We start from the raw sequence: 26,249 nt of genomic DNA, 5'->3' as shown, positions 1-26,249 counted from the left end.
TTCATGACAGAGCATCCAGCGCCGGCTCAGCCCGCACCCAAGCCCGGAGACCTGCTCGCGCTCGCGGTGGCGACCGCTCGTGCGGCCGCCGATCTCGTCCGCGAGCGGGCCGCCGGCGTGGTCGAGGTCGCGGCCACAAAGTCCACCGCGACCGATGTGGTCACCGAGGCCGACCGGGACACCGAGGCGCTGATCCGGCGGCTGATCTCCCAGGAGCGTCCGGAGGACGCCTTCTTCGGCGAGGAGGGCGAGGAGACGATGGGCACCAGCGGCGTACGCTGGATCGTCGACCCGATCGACGGCACCGTCAACTTCCTCTACGGTCTTGCGAGCTACGCGGTCTCGATCGCGGCCGAGTACGACGGCGAGGTCGTCGCCGGAGCGGTCGTGGACGTGCCCCGCGGCACCCTCTACGCCGCCTTCCGGCAGCCGGACGGATCGGTCGCCGCGGTGAAGAACGGCGAGCCCATCGGCGTACGTCAGCCCGCCGAGCTGGGGCAGCGGCTGATCGCCACCGGATTCTCCTACGACGCCGAGCTCCGCCGGGTCCAGGCCGAAGCGCTGGTCCGCCTGCTGCCCGTCGTACGTGACGTTCGTCGCATCGGCTCGGCGGCCCTGGACATCTGCGGGGTGGCCGAGGGGACTCTCGACGGCTACCTCGAGGAGGGGCTGCATCTGTGGGACCATGCCGCGGCCGGTCTGGTGGCGGAGGCCGCTGGTGCTCGTTGGGAGGCGACGACCGGCATCAGCGGCCGCCGGTTCGTGATCGTCGCACCGGCCCATGGCTACGATGAACTACGGAAAGCGGCTGTTCAGGCTGGTTTTCTGCCAGTTGACTCGCTCCCGGGTGTCGTACCCGACTGAAAGCCGCTGGTTGATGTAGATCTATGACCGGCTGGCGGCCGGGAAGGTCCCGGAGACCCGTCGGCCGCAGCCGCGTTCACCCACCCGAAACTCGCTGATCATCTTTTCCCGTGATAGGGAATACCGCCAGATGACAGAACGTTTCGGCGACGCGGATCCGGTTGAGTGTGCGAAATGCACGTTGATGGTGCACAATCACGGGCCGTGCCGCTGCCCTCGGGGGCGCGCGGGGGGAATGAAGATGAGTGAGAAGGGGAGTGGCGCATATGGCGACGGACTACGACGCACCGCGTAAAAATGAAGAGGACCAGTCCGAGGAGAGCATCGAAGAGCTCAAGGCTCGTCGTCACGACAAGAACTCGGGCAAGGTTGACGAGGACGAGGCCGAGGCGGCCGAGTCGTTCGAGCTCCCGGGAGCCGACCTCAGCCACGAGGAGCTCGCGGTCGAGGTCAAGCCGAAGCAGGAGGACGAGTTCACCTGTATGAGCTGCTTCCTGGTCCACCACCGCAGCCAGCTGGCTGACGAGAAGAAGATGATCTGTTTTGACTGTGCGTGATGTGCAGTCGAAAAGCCGCCGAGTCGGCGCATTTGTATAGCTTGCGCTAGCAAGCGCTCTGTACAAACGCGCCGACTCGGCGGAAAGCCCGACGCAAGCCGGGCCAACAAGCGAAGGCCGTACGGATCCCGTACGGCCTTCGCTGTTACTTCTCGTCCTTCTCCAGCTGCTTCGGCAGCCGACCGACCGACTTCACGTAGTAGTTGGCCGCGCGGCGCTGGGCGAACATCCGCGCGAGCGCGACGGTGGCGCCGGTCGCAGCCGACCAGAGCACGGCCTCCACGAGGCGTACGTCGGGGTCGGCGGGGTTGGCCGGTGGTTTGCGTCCGGTGGACGCCTTCCAGCCGGTGGAGAGGACCTTGTTGGTGACCTTGGCGGCCCCGATTCCGCTGACGAGGGCCATGATCGCCCAGACCTTGTCAGCCTTGTCGGCTTTGTCAGCCTTGGTGGACTTGGACATGCCTCCGAGCCTAGGCCATGGCCGCGGGGTTGCCGCTCAGAGACTCGCTCGGAGGGCGTTGACGGTCTTCGCGAGCGCGACCGGGTGGCGGGTGAAGAGCAGCCAGTAGGGCGCCGGGTCGGCAGGGTCGTCGATGGTGACCCGCACCGCGCGCTTGAGGTAGGGACGAAGAAGCAGGTACGCCCTGGCGTCGGCGTCTCGCCCCGCCAGGTGATGTGCCTCGGTCTCGTCGAGAGCGACCGCCTCGCCGAGGAAGCGCGCCTCGATCCGGGCGGGCCCGGCGCGCAGGACACCGTCGGCGATCGTGATCTTGGCGTTGCCGAAGACGATCATGGCCAGCGCGAACAGGCCGCCGATCGCCGCGGTGATGCCCCAGGCGAGCGCGGCCGGCACCCACAGGATGACCGCGATCCACAGGGTCGCCAGGAACATGACGCCCTGGACCCACCACCGCAGCGGCACGGTCAGTCGCTCGTCGTACGCCGGGGTGCTCACGATTCGTGAGTTTTTCACGTCGATCAAGCCAGTCACGAATCGGGTGAGCCGTAGAGCATCTAAGGTGCGGGTTGTGTCTGATCTCGAAGTAGCCCTGGTCCGTCTCGATGCCGAGCTGCCGCCACCTGCGTACGCCCACCCGGGCGATGCCGGAGCCGACCTGCGGACGACCGTGGACGTGACCCTGAAGCCGGGGGAGCGCGCTCTGGTGCCGACCGGCATCGCGATGGCTCTGCCGCAGGGGTACGTCGGCCTGGTGCACCCGCGCTCCGGCCTGGCCGCCAAGCACGGGCTGTCCATCGTCAACGCCCCCGGCACCGTCGACGCCGGCTATCGCGGCGAGGTGAAGGTGGCGCTGGTCAACCTCGACCCTGTCGAGGCGATCGAGCTGCGCCGCGGCGACCGGGTCGCCCAGCTGGTGATCCAGCGCGTCGAGCAGGCTCGTTTCATCGAGGTGGCCGAATTGCCCGAGTCCGTTCGTGGAGATGGGGGCTACGGTTCTACAGGGGGCTTCTCCAACCGCTGAGGGATCAGTGTTAGATAAGTCTCCTCAGAGAGTCACCGCAACCTGAAAGCAGATGGTCGTGAAGTTCCGTCGCAAGTCCACGCCCTCCCACCGGGGAGAGCCATCTGCACGGGTCGAGGACGGGCCGATGGCCCCCGAGCGGCCGGTGCCGGCAGCTCCCGAGGTCGGGCCGTTCGACATCGACTCCGTCCCCGACGGGCTGATCACCGGCGACTGGGTCGACCTCGGCTCGATGATGCTCGCCCCCGCGCCGGGCAAGGAGCTGCGCCTGCAGGTGGATGAGAAGTCCGGGCAGATCGCGGCCGTGATGCTGACCGCCGAGGACGGCGCCATGGAGCTGCGCGCCTTCGCCGCTCCCCGCAACGGCGACCTGTGGACCGAGTCGCTGCCGATGCTGCGCGACGACGTCCAGCAGCGCGGCGGCGCGACCGCCGACCTGGCGGGCCCGTGGGGCACCGAGCTGATCACCCAGATGAAGGTCAAGCTGCCCGACGGCCAGCCGGCCGTCCAGCAGACTCGCATCATCGGCGTCAACGGCCCGCGCTGGATGCTGCGCGCCACCATGATGGGTCGCCCCGCGATGGAGCCGACCGTCGGCAAGGAATGGGAGAAGCTCCTCGAGCGGGTCGTCGTGCGCCGCGGTGAGGGGGCCAAGCCCAAGGGTGAGGCGCTCGAGGTGAAGCTGCCGCCCAACGCGCGTCGCGTGGAGAAGTGAGCCGGTAGTGTCCAAGGGCCGGCTGCGCGCGAAGCTCAGCGAGTGGGCGAACACCGCCTCGATCGACGCGAGCGAGATCCGGGCGGCGTACGTCGCCAAGGATGTCGCCTCGATCGCCGACGCGCCCGACCGTGAGTCGGTGCGGCTACGGGGGACGTTGCGTACGATCACGCTGCGGCCCCTTGGCGGCGTTCCGGCCCTGGAGGCCGAGCTGTTCGACGGCTCCGGCACCCTGACGATCATCTGGCTGGGACGTCGGCGCATCGCCGGGATCAGCCCGGGCCGGTCCCTGCAGGTGCAGGGACGGATCGGCCGTACCGATGGCCAACGCATCATGTTCAATCCCCGCTACGAGCTGATACCGGACCCCAACGAGTGAGCCAACCACACGTGAGCCACACCTCTGAGACCCCTGCCGGCGACGGCCAGGACGGCGAGCACGACCACAACCATCCGACGGTCGACACCGTCGAGGCGGTCGTACGCCGCCAGATGTCCGCCGGGCTGGGCGGTGTGCGCGGGATGCTCGAGGCCGGTGTCCCCGGCCTCGTCTTCACCGTCGCCTGGCTGGTGTTCAAGGACCTCAAGGTCGCGCTGATCGCCTCGGCCGCGACCGCGGCGGTCTTCCTGCTGGTCCGGCTCGTGCAGCGCTCGAGCCTGCAGTACGTCGGCAACGCCATCTTCGGCATCCTCATCGGCTTCGCGGTGGTGCGGCTGGCCCAGTCCATGGGCGGCTCGGCCGAGGAGCAGGCGCTGGCCTACTTCCTGCCCGGCATTCTGATCAGCCTCGGCTACACCGTCGTGGTCGGCGGTCTGTGCCTGATCGGCTGGCCGATCTTCGGCTTCTTCATCGGCGTCGCCAGCGGCGATCCGCTCGAGTGGCACCAGGACAAGCAGATCGTGAAGCTGTGCTCGCGGCTGACCTGGCTGTTCCTGGCTCCGGGGGCGATCGGCGCCGCCATCCAGGGCCCGATCTGGTTCCTCGCCTGGAGCGGTGCGATCGACCGCGACTGGGCGATCCTCGCCCTCGGCATCCTCCGCACCGGCCTCGGCTGGGTGCTGCGGATCGCCTGCTACGGCACCATGATCTGGCTCCTCGCCCGCAACCACACGCCCGTCAAGCAGTCTCGGTGAACCTGCGCGGGCTGGTCGCCGGTGCGCTCGCGCTCGCGTTGACCGGATGCGCCACCGCGACCATGGGTGGCAAGGAGCCCTTCTCGCTGCCCGTGGGACCGACCGAGTGGGACGCCACCGCCCCGGCCTGGTACGCCGAGGGCACCTTGCACGTGGGGAAGCGCACCGTCGAGCTCGGTGACCGGGTCGACCACTTCGTGCTGGGCCCGACCGGCGTCTACTGGATGCGTGGTGGGACGCTGATGTTCACCAGCGCCGAGGGCAAGACGGAGACGGTCGAGAAGGTGGTCTGGGACAACCTGGCGGTCTCGGCGGATCGGTCGGTGTTCGCGACCGTGGACCAGTCGCGAGGCCCGACCGACGAATACGACACCCATGTGCTCCAGGTGGCCGCCTTCGACACCCACACGGGCGAGCAGCTCTACCGGACCCCCGACCAGGAGCCCGAGGACGGTGCCGACCTGGCGGATCTCTATGGCGAGATCATGCCCCTGCTGAAAGGGGTGAGCAACGAGCGCCTCTTCTTCGGCAGCGCCACCATCGATCTCACCGACGGCTCCACGACGCCGTCGACCGAGGACGGGGACGGGATCGAGGTCTACGAAGGCTTCGCCGAGACGCTGTTCCCCGAGGGCTTCCATGTCTACATCAGCGGTGCGGGCAGCCGCCGGGTGCTGAGCGAGACCTGGATCGACGGCGTGGGGCTGCTCTCGCCGGACCGGAGCACGATCTTCGACACCTCGCAGTGGCCGACCGAGGCGGTCGCGTACGACGCGAAGACCGGGCGCCAGCGTCAGATCGACGCACCCTGGGGTCACTTCAACCTGGTCGCCTGGAGCGATGAGGACACGTTCTTCGGCGTCGCGCAGCGCATCGACGAGAAGGCTGTGAACGTGCTGCGCGAGCAGCAGGTCGTCACCTGCGAGGTGCGGACCCTGGCGTGCACGCCGGTGAGCCCGGTGATCGCGACCGACGACGAGGACGAGGGTCAGGACGCGGCCTTCCTGGTCGAGGGCACCAGCACCATGCTCTGATCCCGGTTCGGGATACGGTGCTGCGCGTGGAGCTACGAGTGGTGAGGCCGACGCGCGGAAGCGTGTGGCTCTCCTTGCTCGCCACACTCGAGATCATGACCGGTGCGGCCCTGGCCCACCTGGCCGCGGGTGGCGCGCTGCCGAGCGCGGGCTGGCTGGCCGCCGCAGCCCTGGCCGTCTTCGGCACCGGTGTCGTGGTGCTGCAGCGCCGGGTCGGTCTGTTGACCGGTGCCGTCCTGGCCGGCCTGTCCCAGCTGGGTCTCCATGAGGTGTTCGCGGCGTTCGCCGCGGCCCCCGGCACCGAGCACCACCATGCTGTCGGCAGCTCGCTCGGCTCCGCCGACGGCGCCGCGATGCTCCTGGCCCACGCCTGTGCCGCGGTGCTCTCCGTCGTCGTCTGGGTGCTGCACCGCAGAGCCCTCGCCGTGGCCATACGCAGCCTCCCGATCCCACGGATCGCGCCCGCCGGCCGCCTCCTTGCCGAGGCCCGGCAGTTCGTCCCTCGACCGGCCCTGTGGGCCCATGTCTCTCCGCGAAGGGGACCGCCGAGGCCGGCCGGCCTCTGACGTCCCACGCTCAAGCACCACCGGGTGACCCCCGGTGGCTGTTGTGCGTACCCGAAAGACTCGCGAGAAGAGAAGCTTCGAATGTCAGTTCCCACTCAACTCCGGACCGCAGCGCCGGTCGAGACCCGCAGGCTCGGCTGGTGGCCGACGATCCGCCCGCTCGTGCTCCGGCTGCACTTCTACGCCGGGGTGCTCGTCGCCCCGTTCATCCTGGTCGCCTCGGTGACCGGGCTGCTCTACACGATCGCCCCACAGGTCGAGCAGATCGCCTACCACGACCTGACGCATGTGACCCCCGCCGGCGAGACGGTCCCGCTCGCCGAGCAGGTCGCCGCCGCCCGGTCGAGCCACCCCGACGGCGAGATCCTGCGGGTCGACGTCCCGGAGGCCGCCGACCGCAGCACCCGGGTGGTCTTCACCGACGAGAGCGTCCCGGCCGACTACGCGATGTCGGTCTTCGTCAACCCCTACACCGCCGGCGTGGAGGGCCAGGTACGCAGCTACGGACAGTGGCTCGGCTTCCGGGCGTGGCTCGACGAGCTGCACCGCAACCTCCACCTGGGCGCCTTCGGCCGGCACTACAGCGAGCTCGCCGCCAGCTGGCTGTGGGTGGTCGCCCTGGGCGGCCTGATGCTGTGGCTCGGCCGACGTCGCCGCGACCGGCGGCTCCGCCGGCTGGTCGTCCCCGAACGGGAGGCCACCGGACGCTCTCGGGCGATGTCCTGGCACGCCGTCATCGGCGTCTGGCTCCTGCTGGGTGTGCTGGCCCTGTCGGTCTCCGGGCTGACCTGGTCACGCTTCGCCGGTGCGAACATCGGCGAGGTGCGTACGGCACTGTCGTGGACCGAGCCCACGCCGGCCACGTCGCTGGAGAGCGGCGCAGCGGCGACCGAGCACGCCCACCACGGCTCGTCCGGCGCCGCCGGGTCCGAGGACCCGGATGCGGTCTTCTCCGAGGGTGCCGGCATCGACGGCGTACTCGACGCCGCGAGGGAGGCGGGCCTGGGTGACCCGCTCTACCTGGTGCCGCCGGCCGAGCCGGGCAGCGCCTGGACGGCCGCGGAGAACAAGCGCGACTGGCCGACCCGCTACGACGCGATCAGCGTCGACCCGAAGACCGGCGAGATGGTGGACCGGGTCGACTTCGCCGACTGGCCGCTGATGGCCAAGCTGACCGACTGGGTCATCGGCGCGCACATGGGCATCCTGTTCGGCGTCCTCAACCAGCTGGCACTGGCGGCGCTGGCGCTCGGGCTGATCCTCGCCACCGTGCTCGGCTACCGGATGTGGTGGCTGCGGCGGCCCCGAGATGCTCACGGCCCGAGGTTCGGGCGGCCCGCGCCGCGCGGTGCCTGGCGGCGGCTGTCCTGGCCGGCCCTGGTGGCCCTCGTCGCGACCACCGCGGTGGTCGGCTGGTTCGTCCCGATGCTGGGGGTGACCCTGATCGGGTTCCTGGTGGTCGACGCCGCGATCGGCCTGGCGCGCAGCCGCGGTCGCGGCTGAGTCAGGAGGCGGCGCAGGCGGCGCAGAGGCCGAAGATCTCCACGGTGTGGTTGACGTCGGTGAAGCCGTTCTGCGCCGCCACCTTGTCGGCCCAGGTCTCCACGGCCGGGCCCTCGATCTCCACCGCCTTGCCGCAGCCGCGGCAGACCAGGTGGTGGTGATGGGTCGTGGAGGCGTCGCCGCACAGCCGGTAGGTGGACTCACCGTCGGGCTTGTGGATCACGTCGGCGAGCCCGTCGTCGACGAAGATCTGCAGGTGGCGGTAGACCGTAGAGAGGCCGATCTTCTCGCCGTTGGCTCGCAGCGTGGCGTAGACGTCCTGGGCGCTGCGGAAGGTGTCCTCGGCGGCGAGAGCCTCCTTCACCGCGGCGCCCTGGTTGGTTGCGCGCCGCTTGACCTGCTGGGTTGGTGCCATGAGCGACATGTTAGTCGGTATCGGTATGGATCCCCCTGCCCGGTGTGCGCCGTCAGCAGGGCGGTCGATGCCACGGCGTGAGACGCCTGTGTCATAATGGGAACGATTCCCAATAAGACGAAAGGCTGCCATGTCACGCACGTGTCAGGTCACCGGAGCCCGCCCCGGCTTCGGCAACAACCGCCCCTGGTCCAAGAAGGCGACCCGGCGACGCTGGGAGGTGAACCTGCAGAAGAAGACCTACTACGTCCCCAGTCTGGGCCGGAAGGTCACGCTGCGGCTCAGCACCAACGCGATCAAGCGGATCGACGTACGCGGCATCGACGCCGTCGTCGCCGAGATGCTCGCCCGGGGGGAGAGGGTCTGATGGCCAAGAAGTCCAAGATCGCGGCGGAGGCCAAGCGCCGCGACATCGTGGAGCGGTACGCAGCGCGCCGTGCTGAGATCAAGGAGCGCATCCGCACCGCCGAGCCGGGCTCGGCCGAGCAGGCCGAGGCGGTCCGTGCCCTCTCGCGCCTGCCGCGCGACTCCTCTCCCGTACGACTGCGCAACCGAGACCAGGTCGACGGCCGGCCGCGGGGCTATCTGCGCAAGGTGGGGGTGTCCCGGATCCGGTTCCGCGAGCTCGCGCACAAGGGGCATCTGCCGGGGATCACCAAGTCCAGTTGGTGAGTTCCTAACGAGAATCGTTCCGAGTCGGCGAGGCGCAACCCAGCCGTCGTCGGCCTGTGCTAAAAACACGCTCCATGAGTACGAAGACCCCGGTGCGGGCCGTCGAGAAGCCTGGTTTCAGGCTGGGGCAGACAGAGGTCGTGGCGATCGTCCTGCTCGTCATCCTGCTCTCCCAGCGCTGGCTGCTGCCGCTGTTGGACCACGACCTGTTCAACACCTGGGGCACCATCTTCGTCGCCATCGTGGTGCAGTCGGCTCCGTTCCTGCTCGGTGGCGTGCTGCTCAGCGCCGTCATCTCGACCTTCCTCTCCGAGAAGGCGCTGAGCAAGATCGTGCCCAAGAGCCCTGCACTCGGTGTCCCGATCGCCGGCCTGGCCGGGATCGGGCTGCCGGGCTGCGAGTGCGCCGCGGTGCCGGTGACCAACTCGCTGATCCGACGCGGGGTGGCGCCCGCGGTCGCGCTGACCTTCCTGTTGGCCGCGCCCGCGGTCAACCCGGCGGTGCTCGTCTCGACTGCGGTCGCCTTCCCGGGACAGCCGGTGATGGTGCTGGCGCGCTTCCTGGCGTCGCTGATCACGGCGGTGGCGGTCGGCTGGATCATGCTCGCCCGCGGCAAGCTGCTGCTCGAGCGGCTGGCCAACCTGGGCCGCGACGAGCACGCCCACGACAGGTCGTTCCTCGGCAACGTCAGCCACGACTTCCTGCACGCCTCCGGCTTCCTGGTGCTGGGCGCCATGCTGGCCGCGGCGGTCAACACCTTCGTACCCCGCTCGGTGGTCAACACCGTCGCGGGCCAGGCGGTGCTCGGGATCGCCACTCTGGCGCTGTTCGCGTTCATCGTGGCGCTCTGCTCGGAGTCCGACGCCTTCGTGGCCGCCTCGTTCACCGCCTTCTCCGACACCGCGAAGCTGGTCTTCCTCGTCGTCGGCCCGGCGATGGACATCAAGCTCGCCTCGATGGAGGCCGGCCAGTTCGGCATGGGCTTCGCGCTTCGCTTCGTACCCTTGGTGATCATCACGGCGGTCGCCTCCGCCGTCGGCATCGGATGGTGGCTGCTGTGACACGTACGACCCAGGCCCTGGTGGTCGGTTTCCTCGGCGCCGTCCTGCTCCGGCTCGCGCTCGGCGACGGCTATCTGCGGTACGTCACCAGCTGGATGAAATGGCCGCTGGTCGCCACCGGCGTGGTGCTGCTCGGACTGACCGTGTGGATGCTGCTGCGTCCCGCCCCTGGCGACCACGACGGCGACGACGATCACGACGACGCCCATGACCACAAGGTCCCGGCGATGACCTGGCTCGCGATCGTGCCCGGCGTGATCGTCTTTGTCGCCAGCCCGCCGTCCCTGGGCGCCTACCTCGCCGAGCGACGTGCCGACGACCCGGTCGCGGCGGCCCCCGATGCCGAGATCCTGCCGCTGCCCGCCTCCGACGGACCGGTCGACGTGGAGGTCGCCGAGTTCATGTGGCGTGCCGGGGTCGAGGACGGCTCGACGATCAAGGACCGCGACGTACGCCTCACCGGCTTCGTCAGCACCGACGAGAACGGCAACTGGTACGTCACCCGCATCGCCATCGCCTGCTGCGCCGCCGACGCGAGCGCATCCCGGGTGCGGGTGGAGGACTACGACGACGCTCCCGAGCGCGACTCCTGGGTCGCGGTCACCGGTCGCTGGGTCGAGGGCACCGCGCCGGGCGGCAAGTCGGAGACGGCCATCGAGGCAGCCTCCGTCGAGCCGCGCGAGGCGCCGGCCAACACCTACCAGTGAGCGCCCCCGTGAGTCGCGGCCCGAGTGACCCGAGGCGCTCCGGCAACCCCGCCCGCCGGGCCGAGGCGCAGCGTGAGCCGACCTGGCGCGACCGACTCCCGCACCCGCCGCGTGCGCTCATCATCGGCACGCTCATCGCGGTTGCGATCGGTGTCGTGGTGCTCACCCGCGACCTCGGCAGTGGAGACGCTCCGGCAGCCACTGCGCCCTCCGGCGAGACCTCCTCGGCCGCTCCGTCAGCTGCGGGGCCGGTCGCGTCGCTGGAGGAGTTCTGCGGCGCCGTCCAGACGATGGCGAACGCGCACGCGACCCAGATGTCCACCCCGAACGACGAGAACGAGACCGCGCTCGGCCTGGCGGCGACCGGCCTGCAGTCGACGGGCGTCCCGGAAGGTACGCCGGCGGCAGCTGTCGAAGGCGTACGGATGATGATCGAGGACGCGCTGCGCACCGGCCGCGGCCAGGACCCGCTGGAGCGCAACGAGGCCCAGAACCTCGCCTACGAGCGCCTCGGCGAGTTCCTGACCGAGAGCTGTGGCGCGGCGAGCTGAGGGTTCTGCCTCTCGGCGGCGGGCAGATTCCCGCCATGGCGGAATCTGTAGGGCTTGCGCCTGGGGTTGGGCGGAACTTTCCCGCCATGGCGGGAATCTGTGGGGCTCGCCCGAGTCAGAGCGGCACTTTCCCGCCATGGCGGAAAATGAAACCGCCCCGGTGGCCACGGGTCGAGTCAGCGACGGCGGAGCAGGACGACCGAGTCCTCGAGGGTGGCGTCCTCGCCGGACGGGCTGATGACGGGACGGTCGCGGTGCTCGAGTACGACCGTCTCCCAGCTCTCCTCGGGCAGGTCGAGCGCGGCCAGCTCCTCCTTGGCGTCGAGGAAGCGGTGCTCGTGCGCGGCGGCGTCCGCCCACGGCGGCGCGGCCGCGTGGGAGGTGACCAGAAGGTGTCCGTCCGGGCTCACCAGCTCGGCGGCCCGGCGCAGGATGTCGGTGCGCGGCAGCTCGACGGGGGAGTGGAAGAAGCTGGCCGTGACCAGGTCGTAGCTCCCGTCGAGGTCCGCAGACGAGGAGAGGTCGGAGACCACGAACCTCGCCCGGTCCTCGCTCAGCCCGGCAGCTCGCGCGGCCTCGCGTCCGCGTGCGGCGGCGTTCTCGGAGATGTCGATGCCGGTGGCTCGCCAGCCCTGCTGCGCCAGCCAGATCACGTCGGCGCCCTCGCCGGAGCCCAGGTCGAGAGCCGTCCCGGGCTGAAGGCTGGCGGCGATGTCGCCGAGCACGGTGTTGACCTTGCCGGACCAGATCTGGTCGCTGCCGGCGTACCTGTCCTGCCAGAAGTCCACCGGAGCGGGCCCGCCGAGAGCGCGGTCGAAGTCCTCGGTGACCAGGGTCATGTTCACGACGCTGCCGGCCATGGCGCCGGCGCTCATGCTGATCGGGACGTTGGCCATCGGGTTGGAGACGTTGCCGACCGCCCAGATCCGGTCGCTGCTGGTCTTGCCGGTCGCGTCGACGGCGAGGACGCTGCCGACGGGTGTGTCGGTGCGGTCGAGGCTGAGGTGGGTCAGGAAGCCGTCATGCGGGCGCAGGGTGCCGGCGGTGAAGATGGCGCCGACCTCCGTGGTCTGCCCGTCCGCGGTGCGCACCGCGGTGACCTGGTCGCCGTCGCCGAGAACCTCGGTGACCGGCGAGTTCACAAGGGTGATCCCGCGCGACAGCAGCCGCTGCTCGTCGGCCTCGTCGAGGTGGCCGAGCCCCGCCGTGAAGACGACGACGTCGTCGCTCCACTGCCGGATCAGCTGCGCTTGGTGCATCCCGAGGGGTGAGGTGGTCAGGACCCCGAGCCGCCGCTCGCGCACCTCCCAGCCGTGGCAGTAGGGGCAGTGCAGGACGCTGGCGCCCCAGCGCTCGGCCAGGCCCGGGATGTCGGGAAGCTCGTCGGTGACGCCGGTCGCGACGATCGCGGCCCGGCCGGTGAGCCGCTCACCGTCCTCGAGGAGGACGCTCACGCCGTGCTCGGTCTCGTCGAGACGGACGACGCGCCCGGGGCGGACCCCCACGTCGTACGCGGCCAGCTCCTCGCGTCCCTTGCGCAGCAGATCCGCGGGGTCGATGCCCTCGTGGCCGAGGACGCCGTGCATGTGCGCCGCGAAACGGTTGCGGGGGAGGCCGGAGTCGATCACGAGGGTGCGGCGGCGGGAGCGGCCGAGCATGAGGGCGGCGGAGAGGCCGGCGGCGCCGCCGCCGATGACGATCGCGTCGAAGTGTTCGGTGTGTTGGGTCATGCATCCAGTTCAGTGGCACAATGAAAGAACGGCAAGGGTTCTTGCTGAAATGGCAAATGGGAGATGGAGCACATGATCGACGAGCTCAAGCAGGTCGGGCCCCGGATCCGGGCGATCCGGCACAGCAAGGGCTGGACCCTGGATCAGCTGGCCGCGATGGCCGAGATGTCGCCGAGCACGCTGTCCCGGCTCGAGTCGGGCAAGCGGCAGGCGAGCCTGGAGCTGCTCATCCCGCTGACCCGACACCTCGGCGTGGGGCTCGACAGCCTGGTGACGCCCTCGGTCCCGGATCCGAGGGTGCGCCGGCCGGTGATCCACAAGGACGGCATGGTGATCGCGCCGCTGACGCCGGAGGGCTCGCCGGTCAGCACCTTCAAGATCACCTACGAGCCGGTGACCGAGGTGCCGGAGCCGCGGGTGCACGACGGCTACGAGTGGCTCTACGTCATCTCCGGCAAGCTGCGGCTGCTGCTGGGCGACCGCGATCTGGTGCTGACCCGCGGCGAGGCGGCCGAGTTCGACACCCGGGTGCCCCACGCCATCTTCGCGACCGGGTCGCGCCCGGCGCAGGTGCTGAGCATCTTCAACAGCGACGGCGTACGCATGCACACGCACACCGCCGAGGAGTGAGACGCCTCTCGGTGTGAACGAGGGCCGACCTTTGTGTAAGATGAGAATCGTTATCATTAACCACAGCGGGAGGTCCCCATGAAGCAAGGCATCCACCCCGTCTCCGGGCCGGTCGTCTTCCGCGACCGCTCGGCGGACACGCTCTTCCTGATGCAGTCGACGATCCTCGGGCGTCTCGCCGAAGACCACGAGCGCGTCACCTGGGAGAACGGCCAGACCTATCCGGTCGTCGACGTCGACGTCTCCAGTGCCAGCCACCCGTTCTGGACGGGACGCGGCCGGGTGGTCGACACCGAGGGACGAGTCGAGCGGTTCAAGCGCCGCTACGGGCGCGGCTGATGAGCGCGCCTCGTCCGCGATCGCCCCGTAAGCTCTCGGCCCCCAAGACGCCGGTGATCCTGGTGAGCGGGGTCGAGGAGGGCGCGATGCTCTCGGCGACCATCTCGCTCCATCTCGGCCTTCCGGACGCGGTCATGGTGCGTCACGTCATCGACCCCGGGCGCCAGCTCCTCACCCGCGTCGTCAGCGACCTCACCGGCGTGATCGAGCACGAGGAGATCAACCTCGCCCACGCCTGCGTGGCCTGTGCGATCCGTGAGGACATCGTGCCGACGCTCGAGCGCCTCGCGGCCCAGGGGCGCTGGGGGAGCATCGTGGCCTGCCTGCCGGTCGCCGCGGAGGCGGTCCAGGTCTGCCGGGTGCTCGCCTGGGCGCCGCGGATGGCCCCGCACATCGGCATCTTCGCCGTCGTTGCCGCGCTCGAGGGCACGACGGTCGCCGAGGACCTGCTCGGTCCCGACCTCCTCGACGAGCGCGGGCTGGCCACCTCCGAGGACGACCGTCGTGGTGTCGCCGAGGTCGGCAGCGCGATCGTCGAGTACGCCGACGTCGTCTGCATCACCGAGGCCCCAGAGCCCGAGGAGCGGTCGCTGGTGGCGACCCTGGCCCGCTCGGGTACGCCGGTGGTGACCGACCCTTCCCTCCTCGATGCCGTCGGCCTGGTCGCCGGCGTGCACCGCCACCACGCGGTGGAGGCCTGGGTCGCCGAGGTGCGCCGCAACGCGCTGCCGCCGCTGCCCGAGGGCGGCGCCTGGCGGCTCGACCTGCGCTCGGAGCGCCCGATCCACCCGGTCCGGTTCCAGGAGGAGCTGGAGATCCTCGGCGGCGGCCCGCGCCGCTCGCGCGGCTGCTTCTGGGTCCCGACCCGCCCCGACGACATCTGCGTCTGGGATGGCGCCGGCGGCCAGGCGAGCGTCGGCTCGACCCAGAAGTGGGGTCGCACCGAGCGGCTCACCCGGATCGTCGTGATCGGCATCGACGACGAGGCCGCGGAGATCCCGCGTGCCTTCGAGCGCGCCCTGCTCACCGACCAGGAGATCGCCCGGCGCGGCCAGATCTGGGAGGAGTCCTGGGACGGGCTCGAGGACTGGCTCGGCCCCATCGGCCGGGCCGCCTGACCTGCATCAACCACGAGAAGGAGGCCTCCATGGCCGTACCCAAGCGCAAGATGTCGCGCAGCAACACCCGCCACCGCCGCTCGAGCTGGAAGGCGACCCCGGTCGCGCTCGTGCCGGTGACCGTCGACGGCCAGAGCTACGACGTGCCCCGCCGCCTGGTCCGCGCCGTCCAGCGCGGCTACGTCGACCCCGCCAAGCTCCGCTGAGAGGAACGACCCCGATGCCGAAACGACCGCCGTCCCCGATTCGCAAGCGGCGCAAGCCGCTGCTGGCCCCGGACGTGACCTACGTCGACTACAAGGACGTGCAGCTGCTGCGTACGTTCATCTCCGACCGCGGCAAGATCCGCTCCCGCCGCGTCACCGGAATCACCCCGCAACAGCAGCGCGCTGTGACCAAGGCGATCAAGAACGCCCGCGAGGTCGCGCTGCTGCCCTACACGAGCACGAAGGGATAGATCCTCATGAAGGTCGTCAACTCCATCCGGTCGCTGAAGAACCAGCCGGGTTCCCAGGTCGTACGCCGCCGCGGCCGGGTCTACGTGATCAACAAGCTGAACCCGCGCCTCAAAGCCCGTCAGGGTTGAGTCGGGATGCACGAAGGGCCGGGTCGAAACGACCCGGCCCTTCGTGTGATCAGGAACTCAGCCCTTGTTGACGCGCTCCTTGAAAGCGGAGCCGGGCTTGAACGCCGGGCCACGCGAAGCCGGGATGTTGAGCTCCTTGCCGGTCTGCGGGTTCCGGCCGGTGCGAGCGGCGCGCTCGCGCGACTCGAACGTACCGAAGCCGGGCAGCGTGACCTTGTCGCCGTCAGCGACAGCTGCGCTGATCGCCTCGATGGCGGCACCCAGGGCGCCGGAGGCCTGCGTCTGGGTGATCTCGGCCTGCTTGGCGATTTCGCTCACCAGGTCGGTGCGGTTCATGCGATCTCCTTTAATCGTTGATCCGAGCCGCAAAGGTTGACGAGATGCGGCTCGTCGCCAGCGTAGGCCAGACCTGGGGATCTTCAACGTTCACGCGCCGCGTGTCCCGCGTGGTTGCGGGCTCTGCGGGCCTTCGAGGAGCCGCCATCCTTCTGCTTGGGTACGTTCGCGCCAGAAGTCGAGGTAGCGCCCGTCGTGGGCCAGGAGCTCGGAATGGGAGCCCCGCTCGACGATCCGACCGCCGTCGAGGACGACGATCTGGTCGGCGGCGACGACGGTCTGGAGCCGGTGGGCGATCACGATGACGGTCCGATCGGCGGAGAGCGCGGTGAGCGCCTCCTGGACCGCGGCCTCGTTCTCGGCGTCGAGAGCGGCGGTGGCCTCGTCGAGAAGGACGACGGGTGCGTCCTTGAGCAGCGCCCGCGCGATCGAGACCCGCTGCTTCTCGCCGCCGGAGAGCGTTGAGCCGGCCTCGCCGATCCGCGTCTGCCAGCCGTGCGGTAGCCGCGAGACGATGTCGTCGACGCGGGCCAGTCGGGCGGCTTCGTGCAGCTCGTCCTCGGTGGCGTCGGGGCGCGACATCATCACGTTCTCGCGCAGGGTGCCCTCGAAGAGGTAGACGTCCTGGAAGACGATCGAGACCCGCCGCATCAGCGCCTCGGTCCCCAGATCGCGTACGTCGACCCCACCGAGCATCACCGAGCCCGCGGTGACGTCGTGGAACCGGGCGACCAGGCGCAGCAGGGTGCTCTTCCCGGACCCCGAGGGTCCCACCACGGCGGTCAACGAGCGCGGGGGAGAGGTGAGGGAGACCTGGTCCAGGACCAGGGTGGTGCTGTCGTACGAGAAGGCGACGTCGCGGAGCTCGAGGCCGCTGTCGGCCGGTTCTCCAGGGGTGGCCGGCTCGGGGAGCGGCGGGAGGGCGAGCACGTCGAGGACACGTCGCAACGAGCCCTCGGCGATGCGCAGCGCGCTGGAGAGCTCGCCGTAGTCGATGAGCGACTCCACGAACCGCACCGTGAGGACGAGGAGCCCGATCGCGGTCGCCGGGGCGAGGGTGCCGCCGAGACTGAGGTGGACGGTCAGCGCGATCACCAGGGTCAGCAGCGCCTGGATGGAGAGCAGCTGGATCCCCAGGCCGCCGAACCCGGTCACCAGCAGCCGCCGTGAGGCCCGCTTCTGCTCCTTCAGCGCGGTCTCGACGAGCTCGTTGCCGTGGACGGTGCGTCCGAACACCCGAAGCGCCGGCTGGTTGAGCGCGAACTCGACCACCCGTGCGGATCCTTCGGCCATGGCGGCGTCATAGGCGCCTTCGCCACGGCCGACGATCGTCGCCAGGAGCCGGGTGGTGGCCAGCACCGCGACGACGCCGACGAGGAGCGCGAGCGCCAGGCGCCACTCCAGGAACGCCATCGCGACGACCACGGTGATCGGGCTGACCACGGCGGCGATCAGCGGCCGCAGCAGATGCCCCGGCACCGAGGCGATGTCGGTCGCGCCCTTGGAGGCCATCCGGGACAGCTGCCCGGTGCGGTCCCGGTCGTACCAGCCCAGCGGCAGCCGCACGGTGTGGTCGCCGAGCCGGGCGAGGGTGATGTCGAGCAGGTCGCAGGCCAGGTCGTAGCCGTCCAGGTTGCCCACGGTCAGAGCCACGTGATGGGCCACGAAGAGCCCGGCGAGCACACCCAGCCAGGTGGTCGCGGCGTCCCAGTCCTGGCGCAGCGCGGCATCCAGGACCGGCACGACGCAGGCGAAGGCCAGACCCTGGAGTAAGCCGGTGGTGACGAACATCGCGACGACGCGGGCGAGCTGGCGGCGGTGGGGGAGATCGACGAGCGCGGCGAGCAGACGGACGATGGTGATCACGCGCACTCCTCGTCGCCGCCGTCGGTCGAGCCGTCGTCGTGAGGAACGAACGACGGCGTGTCGAGACCAACACGGTCCCCTATCGCGCTCGAGCCGACCGTGTTGGTCTCGACACGCTCGGCCGTAGGCGGCCTCGCGGCTCGACCGACGTGAGCCGGGTGGGCGCGCTGGTCGGCGGCCCAGAGGCGGGCGTAGCGCCCGCCCCGGGCGAGGAGCTCCTCGTGGGTGCCGAGCTCGGCGACCCGACCCGCGTCGAGGACCACGATCTGGTCGGCGGCGGTGACCGTGGAGAGCCGGTGGGCGATCACCAGCAGCGTACGTCCGGCGGCGAGGCGGGACAGGGCTCGCTGGACGAGCGCCTCGGACTCGGGATCGGCTGCGGCGGTGGCCTCGTCGAGGACCAGGATCGGGGTGTCGGACAGCAGGGCGCGGGCGATCGCGACCCGCTGCCGCTCACCACCGGAGAGCTGGCCGTCCTCACCGACCACCGAGTCGTAGCCGCGTGGGAGCTCCTCGATGCGGTCGGCGATCTGTGCGGCCTCGGCCGCGCGGCGTACGTCATCCTCGGGAGCCTGTGGGTGGGCGAGCCGGATGTTGTCCCGGATCGAGGTGCGCAGCAGCCCGGTGTCCTGGAAGACGAAGGAGACCTGCTCGTAGAGCTGGGCGCTGGTCATCTCCCGAAGGTCCACCCCGGCGATGGTGATCCGGCCCGTGGTGGGGTCGGCGAAGCGGGGCAGCAGCTTGGCCAGCGTCGACTTGCCCGAGCCGGAGTGGCCCACGAGTGCGGTCACGGTGCCCGGCTCGAGGACCAGGTCGATGTCGTGGAGCACCGGTGGCGCGCCGGGGGAGTAGGCGAAGGAGACGTCCTGGATCTCGACGCGGGAGGTCGCGGGAGCAGCCGCGGTCACGGCCGGCTCCGGCAGTTCGGGCTCGGCCAGCAGTCGCTGGATGCGGCGGGCCGCCTCGGTCGCCTCGCGCAGCTCGCGAGCGGCGTAGCCGGCGACGGTGACCGGCGCGGTCATGGCCAGCCCGAGGACCAGGAACGGCACCAGGTCAGGACCCGTGATCCAGTCGGCTCGGAGCATCCAGACCCCGGCGCCGAGGACGAGCACCAGGGTCAGTGCCGGTGTCAGCGCGAGCTCCATCAGCAGCATCCCCAGGGCCGAGTGTCGCATCCAGGCCCGGTTGAACCCGCCGAACCGGGTGGCGACCTCGGCCAGCCGCCGATGAGCCTGACCGGTGGCGCCGAACGTCTTGATCTCCGCGATCCCGCCGGTGTTCTCGACCGTGGCCGCCGCGAGCTCGGCCAGACCGGCGTCGTAGTCACGGTAGAGAGCCGCGGCGCCCCGCATCGAGATCCGGAACCCGACCAGCCCGAGCGCGAGCGGGACCAGGGTGACCAGAGCGAGCGGCGCGGAGACCACGAACAGGTAGACCGCGACGACAACAGGCAGGGTGATCGCCGCGGTGAGCTCCATGACCGAGTGCGCGACCAGGTGGTGCAGCGCGGCGACGTCGTCCTGCACCGCCTTCTTCACCGTGCCGGAGTTGCGTTCGGTGAACCACGCCAGCGGCACCCGGCCGAGCCGGGCGACCATCAGCCGACGCAGGTGGATGGAGAGGTCGAGATCGGCGAGGTGGGAGAGCCACGACGAGCCGAGCACCGTCGCGAGGCGTACCAGCAGCGCAGCCACGCTCACCCAGACGACGACCCAGGCGCGGTCGCCGTCGACGGGGGAGCCCGACAGCGCGGGCAGCAGGATCCGGGCGAGCTCGACGATCCCGACCAGCGGCACCAGGCCGGCGAGGGTCGAGACGACCATCAGCAGCAGGCTGGCGACCAGCCTTCCCCGGACAGGACGAAGCGTCTGGAGGAGGGGGGAGCGAGCCAACTGTTGTCCTGCCGAGATCGAGGGGTTGCTGCGTACGAGACCTAGCCGCCGTGGCCGGTGGGGGCGAGCAGGCGCTCGAGCTCGTCCTCCTTCTCGGTGGGCACGACGAAGAGGAGCTCGTCGCCCTGCTCGAGAGGCTGCTCGGGGGTGGGTACGTAGACCTGGCCGTCGCGCAACAGCGTGACCAGCGCGCAGTTCTCGGGGAACGGCACCAGGCCGGTGGGCTTGCCGACGTAGGGCGAGTCGGCGGGCAGAGTGATCTCGACCAGGTTGGCCTGGCCCTGCCGGAAGGTGAACAGGCGCACCAGGTCGCCGACGGTGACGGCCTCCTCCACCAGCGCGGACATGATCCGCGGGGTGGAGACGTTGACGTCGACGCCCCAGGCCTCGGTGAAGAGCCACTCGTTGTTGGGGTGGTTGACCCGGCCCACGGTGCGCGGCACGCCGAACTCGGTCTTGGCCAGCAGCGAGCAGACCAGGTTGGCCTTGTCGTCACCGGTCGCGGCGATCACCACGTCGCAGTTGTCGAGCCTGGCCTCCTCGAGCGAGGAGAGCTCGCACGCGTCGGCGAGCAGCCACTCCGCGTCCGCGACCCGTTCGGGCTTGATCGAGCCCGGGTTCTTGTCGATGAGGAGCACCTCGTGGCCATTGGTGATCAGCTCACGGGCGATGGACCGGCCGACAGCCCCGGCCCCGGCGATAGCAACTCTCATCGTCAGTCTTCCTGGGGGCCGTTCTTGATGGTCTTGTACGCCTGCGCGGTGTTCTCCTCGCGCATGACGATGTGGAGCACGTCGCCCTCCTGGATCACGCTCTCGAGGACCGGGAGGACGCCCTCGCCGAGCCGGTCGATCCACGCGATCCGGCTGCCGGACTGGCGCTGGAACTTGATGGTCCGCTGGCCGACCCAGGACTCGGGCATGATGACCTGGTCGATGCGGATGTTGCCCGACATGTCGCGAAAGTCGGGCTCGGCGCCGGCCGGCAGGAGCCGGCGGAGCACCTGGTCGGCGGTCCACTTCACGGTTGCCACGGTGCTGATCCCGAGACGCTGGTACACCTCCGCGCGGCCCGGGTCGTAGATGCGGGCCACGACCTGCTGGATGCCGAACTCCTCGCGCGCCACCCGGGCGGAGATGATGTTGGAGTTGTCACCGCTGGAGACCGCCGCGAACGCCTCGGCCCGCTTGATGCCGGCCTTGAGCAGGACCTCGCGGTCGAAGCCCATCCCGGCGACCTTGTCGCCGTTGAACCCTGGTCCGAGCCGCCGGAACGCCTCGGAGTTCTGGTCGATGACCGAGACCGTGTGGTTGCGGTCCTCGAGGCTCCTGGCCAGGGTCGAGCCGACGCGGCCACAGCCCATGATCACTACGTGCACCGTGTCATGATTGCACTCACCCGGGCCGCGCGTCGCCTACGGCCTCGAAGTTGGCGTGTTCAGGTGCGCGTGGCGATCCGGAAGCGCGCGGAAGCCGCGATGTGCCGTAGCGTCTGCCGTTGTGGGTGTTGGTGATGTCTCCAAGCGGATCCTGATCGGTCGCAAGCTCCGTAGCTCGCAGCTGGGCGAGACGCTGCTGCCGAAGCGCATCGCGCTACCGGTTTTCGCCAGCGACGCGCTCTCCTCGGTGGCCTATGCACCCGACGAGATCTTCATCATGCTGGCGGTGGCGGGAGCCTCGGCCTACGCCTGGTCCTGGAAGATCGGCCTGGTCGTCGCCCTGGTGATGCTCACCGTGGTCACCTCCTACCGGCAGACGGTGCACGCCTATCCGAGCGGCGGTGGCGACTACGAGGTCGCGACGGTCAACCTGGGGCGTAAGGCGGGCGTGACCGTGGCCAGCGCCCTGCTGGTCGACTACGTGCTGACGGTGGCGGTCTCGATCTCCAACGCCGCCCAGTACGCCGCCAGCGCGATCCCCGGCCTGATCGGCCACGAGGTCCTGGTCGCAACGATCGCGATCGTGCTGCTCACCGCGATGAACCTGCGCGGCGTACGCGAGTCCGGGACGTTCTTCGCGGTCCCGACCTACCTGTTCATGTTCGCCATCCTCGGTATGGGTGTCTACGGCCTGGTGCTGCTGGTGACCGGCAACCTGCCGCAGGCCGAGAGCGCTGCCCTCCACATCCGCCCCCAAGAGGGTTGGGAGGGCACGCTCAACCAGGTGGCGCTGGTCTTCCTGCTCGCCCGCGCGTTCTCGTCCGGGTGTGCGGCGCTGACGGGTGTGGAGGCGATCTCCAACGGCGTACCGGCCTTCCAGCGGCCGAAGAGCAAGAACGCCGCCACCACGCTGCTGCTGCTCGGCCTGATCGCGATCACGATGATGATGAGCATCATCGTGCTGGCCAACCAGATGAGCATCCGCTACGTCGACCCGCACTCTCTCGAGAACCTCCGCACCGCCGCCGGCAACGCGGTGCCGGAGGGCTACGAGCAGCACCCGGTGATCTCCCAGATCGCTGCCGGGGTCTTCAGCGACTTCCCGCCGGGCTTCTACTTCGTCATCACCGTCACCGGGATCATCCTGGTGCTGGCCGCCAACACCGCGTTCAACGGCTTCCCGGTCCTCGGCTCGATCCTGGCCAAGGACGGCTACGCGCCGCGGTCTCTCGGGGCGCGTGGAGACCGGCTCGCCTACAGCAACGGCATCGTCTTCCTGGCCGTGCTGGCGATCGCGCTGATCGTCATCTTCGAGGCGCAGACCACCAAGCTGATCCAGCTCTACATCGTCGGCGTCTTCGTCTCCTTCAACCTCAGCCAGCTGGGCATGATCCGCCACTGGACCCGGCACCTGGCCACGGAACGAGACCCGGGCGAGCGGCGCCGGATGCAGCGTTCGCGAGCGATCAACACCTTCGGTCTCGGGCTGACCTCGGTCGTGCTGGTGATCGTGCTGATCACCAAGTTCCTCGCCGGGGCCTGGATCACCATCCTTGCGATGGGCTTCTTCTACGTGGTCATGTTGGGGATCAGGCGCCACTACGACAACGTCGCCCGCGAGCTGGCCGCCGACGAGCAGGACAAGGTCATGCCGACCCGGGTCCACGCGATCGTGCTGGTCTCCAAGCTCCACAAGCCGACCCTGCGGGCACTGGCCTTCGCCCAGGCGACCCGGCCCAACGCGCTCGAGGCCGTCACGGTCTCGACCACCGACTCCGACACCGCCGACCTGCTGAAGCAGTGGGACGAGCGCAACCTGCCGATGCCGCTGAAGGTGCTCCACTCGCCCTACCGCGAGCTGATCCGCCCGGTCGTCGAGTACGCCTCGGCGATCCGTGACGCCAACCCGCGTGGCGTCGTGGCCGTCTACATCCCCGAGTACGTCGTCGGCCGCTGGTGGGAGCAGCTGCTCCACAACCAGACCGCGCTGCGGCTCAAGGGCCGGCTGCTGTTCACCCCGGGCGTCATGGTCATCTCGGTGCCCTACCAGCTCGCCTCCGGCAAGGAGCGCGCCGAGGAGCTGCGCGAGGACTACTGGCTCGCGCCCGGCCTGCGCCGCGGAAGCGGACGACGATGAGCCGTCCTCAGCGTCCCGCGCATCGCGGGCGGCGGCCCCGTCCGAAGGCGTCGAAGGGCGAGTCGTACGTCGGTCGCCGCTTCGAGGTCGAGGTCGGCCCGGTCGCCCACGGCGGCCACTTCGTCGCCCGCGTGCCTCTCGAGGACGGGGCCTCCCGCGTGGTCTTCGTACGCCACGCCCTGCCCGGTGAGCAGGTGGTCGTCGAGATCACCGAGGGAACGGCCGGTGACCGGTTCTGGCGCGGGGATGCGGTCTCGATCGCCTCCGCCGCACCGGAACGGGTCGTTCCGCCGTGCCCCTACGCCGGCCCGGGTCTCTGCGGCGGCTGCGACTTCCAGCACGTCGCCTTGTCCGGCCAGCGCGAGCTGAAGGCGGCGGTGCTGCGCGAGCAGCTGGTCCGGCTCGGCGGTCTGTCCGCCACCGACCCGCTGGTCGCTGATCTTGTCGTCGAGGCCGTACCCGGTGACGAGGACGGGCTCGGCTGGCGCACCCGTCAGCGCTACGCGACCGCGCCGGGCGGCGGCCGAGGGATGCGGAAGTACCGATCGCACGAGGTCATCCCGATCTCCGAGTGCCTGATCGCGTCGCCCGATGCCCGTGAGCCCGGTGCAGGCACAGTCGTCGAGACGGTCGAGATCGGGGGAGCGGAGCACTCCTTCGAGGTCGCCGCCGACGGCTTCTGGCAGGTCCACCCCGGCGCGCCCGCGGCCCTGGTCTCCGCCGTGCTGTCCGCCCTCTCCCCGGCCCCGGGCGACACCGTTCTGGACCTCTACGCCGGCGTCGGCCTCTTCTCCGCCTTCCTGGCCGACCGTGTCGGCCCCACCGGGCGTGTCCTCGCCGTCGAGGGCGACCCGACCGCCTCCGCGCTCTCGGTGGGCAACGTCGTGTCCGCCGAGGTCATCGCCGGTGACGTCGCCACCGTGCTGCGAGGTCTCGAGGAAGGTCCCTTCGACCTCGTCGTCCTCGACCCGCCCCGCGAAGGCGCTCGCCGACCGGTCGTCGAGGCCGTCGTCGCGCGCTCGCCGCGGAAGGTCGCCTACGTCGCGTGCGATCCTGCTGCCCTCGCTCGTGACGTCGCGATCTTCGCCGACCATGGTTACCGGCTGAGCTCGCTGCGTGCCTTCGACCTGTTCCCGATGACGCATCACGTCGAGGCCGTCGCGCTGCTGGAGATGTCCGACTCCCGCGCCTGATATCGGTTGCGCGTCGCGCGCATCGGCGTTGAGATGCTCCCGTGAGCGATGACCTGTGGGGGACCGACCGGCTGGACCTGACGGCGTATCTGGAGCGGATCGGGGTGAGCGAGCCGCCCGGCCCGTCGCGGGAGGCACTGGAGGAGATCTACGACGCCCACCTGCGCGCCTTCACCTTCGACAACATCGACGTGCTGCTCGACCAGCATCCGGGTGTCGGCCTGCCCGAGGTGCAGCAGAAGTTCGTGGGCCGGGGGAGAGGCGGCTACTGCTTCGAGCACGGGACGCTGTTCGCGGCGGTGCTGGACCGGCTGGGTTTCGCCGTCGAGCGGCGGCTCGCGCGGGTGGGTGCCGACCCGACCGCGGCGGGACGTACGCATCTGGTGGTCGTGGTCGAGCTGGACGGAGAGCGGCTGCTGGCCGATCCCGGGTTCGGGCTGAGCGTGTGGCGCCCGATCCCGCTGGTCGACGGCGCGGTCGACGAGGTCCGGGGCATCACCCACCGGGTGCGATGGGGCGAGCACGGCTGGGCCCTGGAGCGGGCCAAGGACGACGGCTGGGAGCTGATGCACACCCACGACGAGGCGCTGGTGGTGCCCAGTGACGTCGCGATCGGCCATCACTTCACCAGCACCTACCCGACGGTGCACTTCCGTCACCGGCTGATCACGACCCGGCTCCTGGAGGACCGACACCTCAGCCTCACCCACAACACCGTCACCATCCGCCGCGAGGGCGAGGAGACCGAGCACCGCGAGATCGGGCTCGACGAGGTGATGGCCTACGTCGAGGAGCTCGCGGTGCCGCTGACCGACGACGAGCGGGACCGTTTGCGCGAGCGCCTCGAGACCCTCTAGCGCACGGTGTCGTCGACGACGATCCGCATCGCGATCGTCGGGTCCTCGGAGAGGTCGGTGATCAGCTGCCGGCGGTCCAGGACGGCCTCGTCCAGGTGCGGGCCGAGCGTGCCGAGCAGCTCGCCGGTCGTGGTGGCCGGCATCGCGTTGAGCACGCGCGGCGCACGCCGGCCGGAGTAGGGAACCACCCGAGCCAGTGCGCCGGCCACAGACCGGGTCGCCTCCGCGAACGGTGCCGTGATCGGGTCGGTGATCGGGCCGAGCCAGTCTGCGGCGCGCGCGGCCTCGGCGCGGGACGTGCGCGCCTTCAGATCCGCGAGACGTACGTCCTCCAGCGCCTGCTCCAGGCGACGCTGCTCCGCGAAGGCGAGGCCTACGACGACGGCGCAGCCGAGAGCGCCGAGAAGCGCGAGGCTAGCGACCAGCATGGACCTTGACCTCCGCCACCACGCCCTCGTCGGCCAGCCGCTCGCGCAGCGACTCGGCGGCCTGGTCGTAGACCATCTTGGAGAGCAGCGCCGGCCGCACCTTGTGCAGCATCGTGGCCGCCTTCGTCTGCGCCGAGGCGAGCTCGAGCGGGTTGAGGATGCGGATGCTCAGCAGCCTGTCCTCGGGCGGGAGCTCGGCGTAGGCGGTGCGCGGAGCGGAGATGTCGGCCTGCTCCAGCCGCCACAGCAGTCCGATGGTCTCGGCACGCAGCGCCTTGTTGGCGCGCCGCAGGCGCCAGGCGACTGCGGCGGCGGCCACGGCGATCACCAGCGCCACGACGGCGATCAGGGTGCTCAAGGCTCTCCTCAGTTCATCGGGGTCGGGCCAATCATGGAGCATCCGAGGATCGCTGTCAGCGGCGGTGGTCACAACGCGGCGCGCCGGGCCGATTCGAAATGTCGTTCGACATCATGTATCTTGATATCAAGAGATCGACGG

The 26,249-nt window shown here is 70.1% G+C and carries 34 protein-coding genes; 23 read left to right on the top strand and 11 right to left on the bottom strand.

Translation table 11 applies throughout. The features are described from left to right. Positions 1-3 precede the first annotated feature (3 nt). Together ACIRON_RS11270 and ACIRON_RS11265 are read left to right on the top strand one after the other, a co-directional pair. Positions 4-864, top strand: a complete 861-nt coding sequence (locus ACIRON_RS11270) for an inositol monophosphatase family protein (protein WP_402992404.1) — start codon at positions 4-6, stop codon at positions 862-864. Between the two features lie 266 nt (positions 865-1,130). Continuing rightward, positions 1,131-1,421 carry a DUF4193 domain-containing protein gene (locus ACIRON_RS11265; RefSeq protein ID WP_040755057.1) on the top strand — a complete coding sequence of 97 codons (291 nt, stop codon included), beginning with the start codon at positions 1,131-1,133 and terminating at the stop codon, positions 1,419-1,421. 145 nt (positions 1,422-1,566) lie between these two features. Here ACIRON_RS11265 and ACIRON_RS11260 read toward each other — a convergent pair whose 3' ends face one another. Then, entirely contained in the window at positions 1,567-1,881 is a 315-nt protein-coding gene (locus ACIRON_RS11260) for a DUF4235 domain-containing protein (protein ID WP_160023040.1), read from the bottom strand. A gap of 36 nt (positions 1,882-1,917) precedes the next feature. After that, positions 1,918-2,376 (bottom strand): DUF3093 domain-containing protein, encoded by a 459-nt coding sequence (locus ACIRON_RS11255; RefSeq protein ID WP_402992403.1) that lies wholly within the window; start codon positions 2,374-2,376, stop codon positions 1,918-1,920. A 73-nt stretch (positions 2,377-2,449) separates the two neighbouring features. Here ACIRON_RS11255 and dut point away from each other — a divergent pair, with 73 nt between their 5' ends. From dut to ACIRON_RS11220, 7 genes are all read left to right on the top strand, one after another. After that, positions 2,450-2,902 carry a dUTP diphosphatase gene (gene dut / locus ACIRON_RS11250; RefSeq protein WP_402992402.1) on the top strand — a complete coding sequence of 151 codons (453 nt, stop codon included), beginning with the start codon at positions 2,450-2,452 and terminating at the stop codon, positions 2,900-2,902. A gap of 127 nt (positions 2,903-3,029) precedes the next feature. Beyond that, positions 3,030-3,617 (top strand): DUF3710 domain-containing protein, encoded by a 588-nt coding sequence (locus ACIRON_RS11245; RefSeq protein WP_402992401.1) that lies wholly within the window; start codon positions 3,030-3,032, stop codon positions 3,615-3,617. 7 nt (positions 3,618-3,624) lie between these two features. Further along, a complete protein-coding gene (locus tag ACIRON_RS11240) occupies positions 3,625-3,996 on the top strand; it encodes an OB-fold nucleic acid binding domain-containing protein (RefSeq protein WP_402992400.1) in 372 nt (123 codons plus the stop codon). Between the two features lie 11 nt (positions 3,997-4,007). After that, the gene (locus ACIRON_RS11235; protein WP_402992399.1) at positions 4,008-4,751 is read left to right on the top strand and encodes a DUF3159 domain-containing protein; all 744 of its coding nucleotides are present in this window, start codon (positions 4,008-4,010) and stop codon (positions 4,749-4,751) included. Next, complete coding sequence (locus tag ACIRON_RS11230; RefSeq protein WP_402992398.1) at positions 4,748-5,785, top strand: hypothetical protein; 1,038 nt, start codon at positions 4,748-4,750, stop codon at positions 5,783-5,785. Before ACIRON_RS11235 ends, ACIRON_RS11230 begins: the two co-directional genes overlap by 4 nt. Positions 5,786-5,811: 26 nt before the next feature. After that, positions 5,812-6,351 (top strand): cell division protein FtsQ, encoded by a 540-nt coding sequence (locus tag ACIRON_RS11225; RefSeq protein ID WP_402992397.1) that lies wholly within the window; start codon positions 5,812-5,814, stop codon positions 6,349-6,351. Positions 6,352-6,432: 81 nt separating this feature from the next. Continuing rightward, positions 6,433-7,854, top strand: a complete 1,422-nt coding sequence (locus ACIRON_RS11220) for a PepSY-associated TM helix domain-containing protein (RefSeq protein ID WP_402992396.1) — start codon at positions 6,433-6,435, stop codon at positions 7,852-7,854. 1 nt (position 7,855) lies between these two features. Here the strand turns inward: ACIRON_RS11220 and ACIRON_RS11215 are convergent, their stop codons facing one another. Beyond that, positions 7,856-8,269, bottom strand: coding sequence for a Fur family transcriptional regulator (locus ACIRON_RS11215; RefSeq protein ID WP_378725894.1), 414 nt, complete (start codon positions 8,267-8,269; stop codon positions 7,856-7,858). 130 nt (positions 8,270-8,399) lie between these two features. Here ACIRON_RS11215 and rpmB point away from each other — a divergent pair, with 130 nt between their 5' ends. The 5 genes from rpmB (at position 8,400) to ACIRON_RS11190 (ending at position 11,260) form a co-directional block, all read left to right on the top strand. Then, on the top strand, positions 8,400-8,636 hold the full coding sequence (gene rpmB / locus ACIRON_RS11210; RefSeq protein WP_402992395.1) for a 50S ribosomal protein L28: 237 nt from the start codon (positions 8,400-8,402) through the stop codon (positions 8,634-8,636). Continuing rightward, complete coding sequence (rpsN, locus tag ACIRON_RS11205) at positions 8,636-8,941, top strand: 30S ribosomal protein S14 (protein ID WP_402992394.1); 306 nt, start codon at positions 8,636-8,638, stop codon at positions 8,939-8,941. The genes rpmB and rpsN overlap by 1 nt, the downstream gene beginning before the upstream one ends. A 74-nt stretch (positions 8,942-9,015) precedes the next feature. After that, the gene (locus ACIRON_RS11200) at positions 9,016-10,002 is read left to right on the top strand and encodes a permease (RefSeq protein WP_402992393.1); all 987 of its coding nucleotides are present in this window, start codon (positions 9,016-9,018) and stop codon (positions 10,000-10,002) included. Beyond that, positions 9,999-10,709 carry a TIGR03943 family putative permease subunit gene (locus ACIRON_RS11195; RefSeq protein ID WP_402992392.1) on the top strand — a complete coding sequence of 237 codons (711 nt, stop codon included), beginning with the start codon at positions 9,999-10,001 and terminating at the stop codon, positions 10,707-10,709. Before ACIRON_RS11200 ends, ACIRON_RS11195 begins: the two co-directional genes overlap by 4 nt. Before the next feature lie 8 nt (positions 10,710-10,717). Beyond that, on the top strand, positions 10,718-11,260 hold the full coding sequence (locus tag ACIRON_RS11190) for a hypothetical protein (protein WP_402992391.1): 543 nt from the start codon (positions 10,718-10,720) through the stop codon (positions 11,258-11,260). Positions 11,261-11,436: 176 nt separating this feature from the next. On the opposite strand, the gene ACIRON_RS11185 is transcribed toward ACIRON_RS11190, so the two are convergent. Continuing rightward, positions 11,437-12,990 (bottom strand): FAD-dependent oxidoreductase, encoded by a 1,554-nt coding sequence (locus tag ACIRON_RS11185; protein WP_402992390.1) that lies wholly within the window; start codon positions 12,988-12,990, stop codon positions 11,437-11,439. 72 nt (positions 12,991-13,062) lie between these two features. Between ACIRON_RS11185 and ACIRON_RS11180 the strand changes: the two genes are divergently transcribed. The 6 genes from ACIRON_RS11180 to ykgO all read left to right on the top strand — a co-directional run bounded on the left by ACIRON_RS11180 (position 13,063) and on the right by ykgO (position 15,663). Then, on the top strand, positions 13,063-13,620 hold the full coding sequence (locus ACIRON_RS11180) for a helix-turn-helix domain-containing protein (RefSeq protein ID WP_378725872.1): 558 nt from the start codon (positions 13,063-13,065) through the stop codon (positions 13,618-13,620). A 78-nt stretch (positions 13,621-13,698) separates the two neighbouring features. After that, entirely contained in the window at positions 13,699-13,959 is a 261-nt protein-coding gene (locus ACIRON_RS11175; RefSeq protein WP_402992389.1) for a type B 50S ribosomal protein L31, read from the top strand. After that, a complete protein-coding gene (locus ACIRON_RS11170) occupies positions 13,959-15,077 on the top strand; it encodes a GTP-binding protein (protein WP_402992388.1) in 1,119 nt (372 codons plus the stop codon). Before ACIRON_RS11175 ends, ACIRON_RS11170 begins: the two co-directional genes overlap by 1 nt. Positions 15,078-15,106: 29 nt before the next feature. After that, positions 15,107-15,283 (top strand): 50S ribosomal protein L32, encoded by a 177-nt coding sequence (rpmF, locus tag ACIRON_RS11165; RefSeq protein WP_350658697.1) that lies wholly within the window; start codon positions 15,107-15,109, stop codon positions 15,281-15,283. Between the two features lie 14 nt (positions 15,284-15,297). Further along, positions 15,298-15,534 carry a 30S ribosomal protein S18 gene (rpsR, locus tag ACIRON_RS11160; protein ID WP_091041405.1) on the top strand — a complete coding sequence of 79 codons (237 nt, stop codon included), beginning with the start codon at positions 15,298-15,300 and terminating at the stop codon, positions 15,532-15,534. A 6-nt stretch (positions 15,535-15,540) separates the two neighbouring features. Continuing rightward, a complete protein-coding gene (ykgO, locus tag ACIRON_RS11155) occupies positions 15,541-15,663 on the top strand; it encodes a type B 50S ribosomal protein L36 (protein ID WP_045547214.1) in 123 nt (40 codons plus the stop codon). Between the two features lie 57 nt (positions 15,664-15,720). On the opposite strand, the gene ACIRON_RS11150 is transcribed toward ykgO, so the two are convergent. From ACIRON_RS11150 to ACIRON_RS11130, 5 genes are read right to left on the bottom strand one after another with little or no spacing between them, the layout of a single operon-like run. After that, positions 15,721-16,032 carry an HU family DNA-binding protein gene (locus ACIRON_RS11150; protein ID WP_402992387.1) on the bottom strand — a complete coding sequence of 104 codons (312 nt, stop codon included), beginning with the start codon at positions 16,030-16,032 and terminating at the stop codon, positions 15,721-15,723. A gap of 57 nt (positions 16,033-16,089) precedes the next feature. Further along, positions 16,090-17,865: an ABC transporter ATP-binding protein gene (locus tag ACIRON_RS11145; RefSeq protein ID WP_402992386.1), complete on the bottom strand. Its 1,776-nt coding sequence runs from the start codon at positions 17,863-17,865 to the stop codon at positions 16,090-16,092. Beyond that, positions 17,862-19,757, bottom strand: coding sequence for an ABC transporter ATP-binding protein (locus ACIRON_RS11140; protein ID WP_402992385.1), 1,896 nt, complete (start codon positions 19,755-19,757; stop codon positions 17,862-17,864). The genes ACIRON_RS11145 and ACIRON_RS11140 overlap by 4 nt, the downstream gene beginning before the upstream one ends. Before the next feature lie 41 nt (positions 19,758-19,798). Beyond that, the gene (locus tag ACIRON_RS11135; RefSeq protein WP_091041412.1) at positions 19,799-20,470 is read right to left on the bottom strand and encodes a TrkA family potassium uptake protein; all 672 of its coding nucleotides are present in this window, start codon (positions 20,468-20,470) and stop codon (positions 19,799-19,801) included. Between the two features lie 2 nt (positions 20,471-20,472). Beyond that, entirely contained in the window at positions 20,473-21,135 is a 663-nt protein-coding gene (locus ACIRON_RS11130; RefSeq protein WP_091041413.1) for a TrkA family potassium uptake protein, read from the bottom strand. Between the two features lie 121 nt (positions 21,136-21,256). Between ACIRON_RS11130 and ACIRON_RS11125 the strand changes: the two genes are divergently transcribed. From ACIRON_RS11125 to ACIRON_RS11115, 3 genes are read left to right on the top strand one after another with little or no spacing between them, the layout of a single operon-like run. Beyond that, a complete protein-coding gene (locus ACIRON_RS11125) occupies positions 21,257-23,272 on the top strand; it encodes an APC family permease (protein ID WP_402992384.1) in 2,016 nt (671 codons plus the stop codon). Further along, the gene (locus ACIRON_RS11120; protein ID WP_402992383.1) at positions 23,269-24,465 is read left to right on the top strand and encodes a class I SAM-dependent RNA methyltransferase; all 1,197 of its coding nucleotides are present in this window, start codon (positions 23,269-23,271) and stop codon (positions 24,463-24,465) included. Before ACIRON_RS11125 ends, ACIRON_RS11120 begins: the two co-directional genes overlap by 4 nt. 41 nt (positions 24,466-24,506) lie before the next feature. After that, positions 24,507-25,322, top strand: coding sequence for an arylamine N-acetyltransferase (locus ACIRON_RS11115; protein ID WP_402992382.1), 816 nt, complete (start codon positions 24,507-24,509; stop codon positions 25,320-25,322). On the opposite strand, the gene ACIRON_RS11110 is transcribed toward ACIRON_RS11115, so the two are convergent. Both ACIRON_RS11110 and ACIRON_RS11105 read right to left on the bottom strand, forming a co-directional pair. Then, a complete protein-coding gene (locus ACIRON_RS11110; RefSeq protein ID WP_402992381.1) occupies positions 25,319-25,750 on the bottom strand; it encodes a hypothetical protein in 432 nt (143 codons plus the stop codon). The genes ACIRON_RS11115 and ACIRON_RS11110 overlap by 4 nt on opposite strands. After that, positions 25,737-26,108 carry a hypothetical protein gene (locus ACIRON_RS11105; protein WP_141804792.1) on the bottom strand — a complete coding sequence of 124 codons (372 nt, stop codon included), beginning with the start codon at positions 26,106-26,108 and terminating at the stop codon, positions 25,737-25,739. Before ACIRON_RS11105 ends, ACIRON_RS11110 begins: the two co-directional genes overlap by 14 nt. Positions 26,109-26,249 lie beyond the last annotated feature (141 nt).

Origin of the sequence: Nocardioides sp. NPDC101246 (assembly GCF_044767415.1) — a bacterium.
GTDB lineage: Bacteria > Actinomycetota > Actinomycetes > Propionibacteriales > Nocardioidaceae > Nocardioides.
Note: the sequence above shows the minus strand (reverse complement) of the source record. Positions and strands in the feature narration are given on the sequence as shown.

Excerpts from the sequence above, each read along its gene's own strand:
- rpmB (WP_402992395.1), top strand. The coding sequence starts at position 8,400 with ATGTCACGCACGTGTCAGGTCACCGGAGCCCGCCCCGGCTTCGGCAAC.
- ACIRON_RS11245 (WP_402992401.1), top strand. The coding sequence starts at position 3,030 with ATGGCCCCCGAGCGGCCGGTGCCGGCAGCTCCCGAGGTCGGGCCGTTC.
- ACIRON_RS11185 (WP_402992390.1), bottom strand. The coding sequence starts at position 12,990 with ATGACCCAACACACCGAACACTTCGACGCGATCGTCATCGGCGGCGGC.
- ACIRON_RS11215 (WP_378725894.1), bottom strand. The coding sequence starts at position 8,269 with ATGGCACCAACCCAGCAGGTCAAGCGGCGCGCAACCAACCAGGGCGCC.
- ACIRON_RS11175 (WP_402992389.1), top strand. The coding sequence starts at position 13,699 with ATGAAGCAAGGCATCCACCCCGTCTCCGGGCCGGTCGTCTTCCGCGAC.
- ACIRON_RS11120 (WP_402992383.1), top strand. The coding sequence starts at position 23,269 with ATGAGCCGTCCTCAGCGTCCCGCGCATCGCGGGCGGCGGCCCCGTCCG.
- ACIRON_RS11170 (WP_402992388.1), top strand. The coding sequence starts at position 13,959 with ATGAGCGCGCCTCGTCCGCGATCGCCCCGTAAGCTCTCGGCCCCCAAG.
- ACIRON_RS11200 (WP_402992393.1), top strand. The coding sequence starts at position 9,016 with ATGAGTACGAAGACCCCGGTGCGGGCCGTCGAGAAGCCTGGTTTCAGG.
- ACIRON_RS11110 (WP_402992381.1), bottom strand. The coding sequence starts at position 25,750 with ATGCTGGTCGCTAGCCTCGCGCTTCTCGGCGCTCTCGGCTGCGCCGTC.
- rpsN (WP_402992394.1), top strand. The coding sequence starts at position 8,636 with ATGGCCAAGAAGTCCAAGATCGCGGCGGAGGCCAAGCGCCGCGACATC.
- ACIRON_RS11270 (WP_402992404.1), top strand. The coding sequence starts at position 4 with ATGACAGAGCATCCAGCGCCGGCTCAGCCCGCACCCAAGCCCGGAGAC.
- ACIRON_RS11260 (WP_160023040.1), bottom strand. The coding sequence starts at position 1,881 with ATGTCCAAGTCCACCAAGGCTGACAAAGCCGACAAGGCTGACAAGGTC.
- rpmF (WP_350658697.1), top strand. The coding sequence starts at position 15,107 with ATGGCCGTACCCAAGCGCAAGATGTCGCGCAGCAACACCCGCCACCGC.
- ACIRON_RS11135 (WP_091041412.1), bottom strand. The coding sequence starts at position 20,470 with ATGAGAGTTGCTATCGCCGGGGCCGGGGCTGTCGGCCGGTCCATCGCC.
- ACIRON_RS11220 (WP_402992396.1), top strand. The coding sequence starts at position 6,433 with ATGTCAGTTCCCACTCAACTCCGGACCGCAGCGCCGGTCGAGACCCGC.
- ACIRON_RS11180 (WP_378725872.1), top strand. The coding sequence starts at position 13,063 with ATGATCGACGAGCTCAAGCAGGTCGGGCCCCGGATCCGGGCGATCCGG.
- ykgO (WP_045547214.1), top strand. The coding sequence starts at position 15,541 with ATGAAGGTCGTCAACTCCATCCGGTCGCTGAAGAACCAGCCGGGTTCC.
- ACIRON_RS11265 (WP_040755057.1), top strand. The coding sequence starts at position 1,131 with ATGGCGACGGACTACGACGCACCGCGTAAAAATGAAGAGGACCAGTCC.
- rpsR (WP_091041405.1), top strand. The coding sequence starts at position 15,298 with ATGCCGAAACGACCGCCGTCCCCGATTCGCAAGCGGCGCAAGCCGCTG.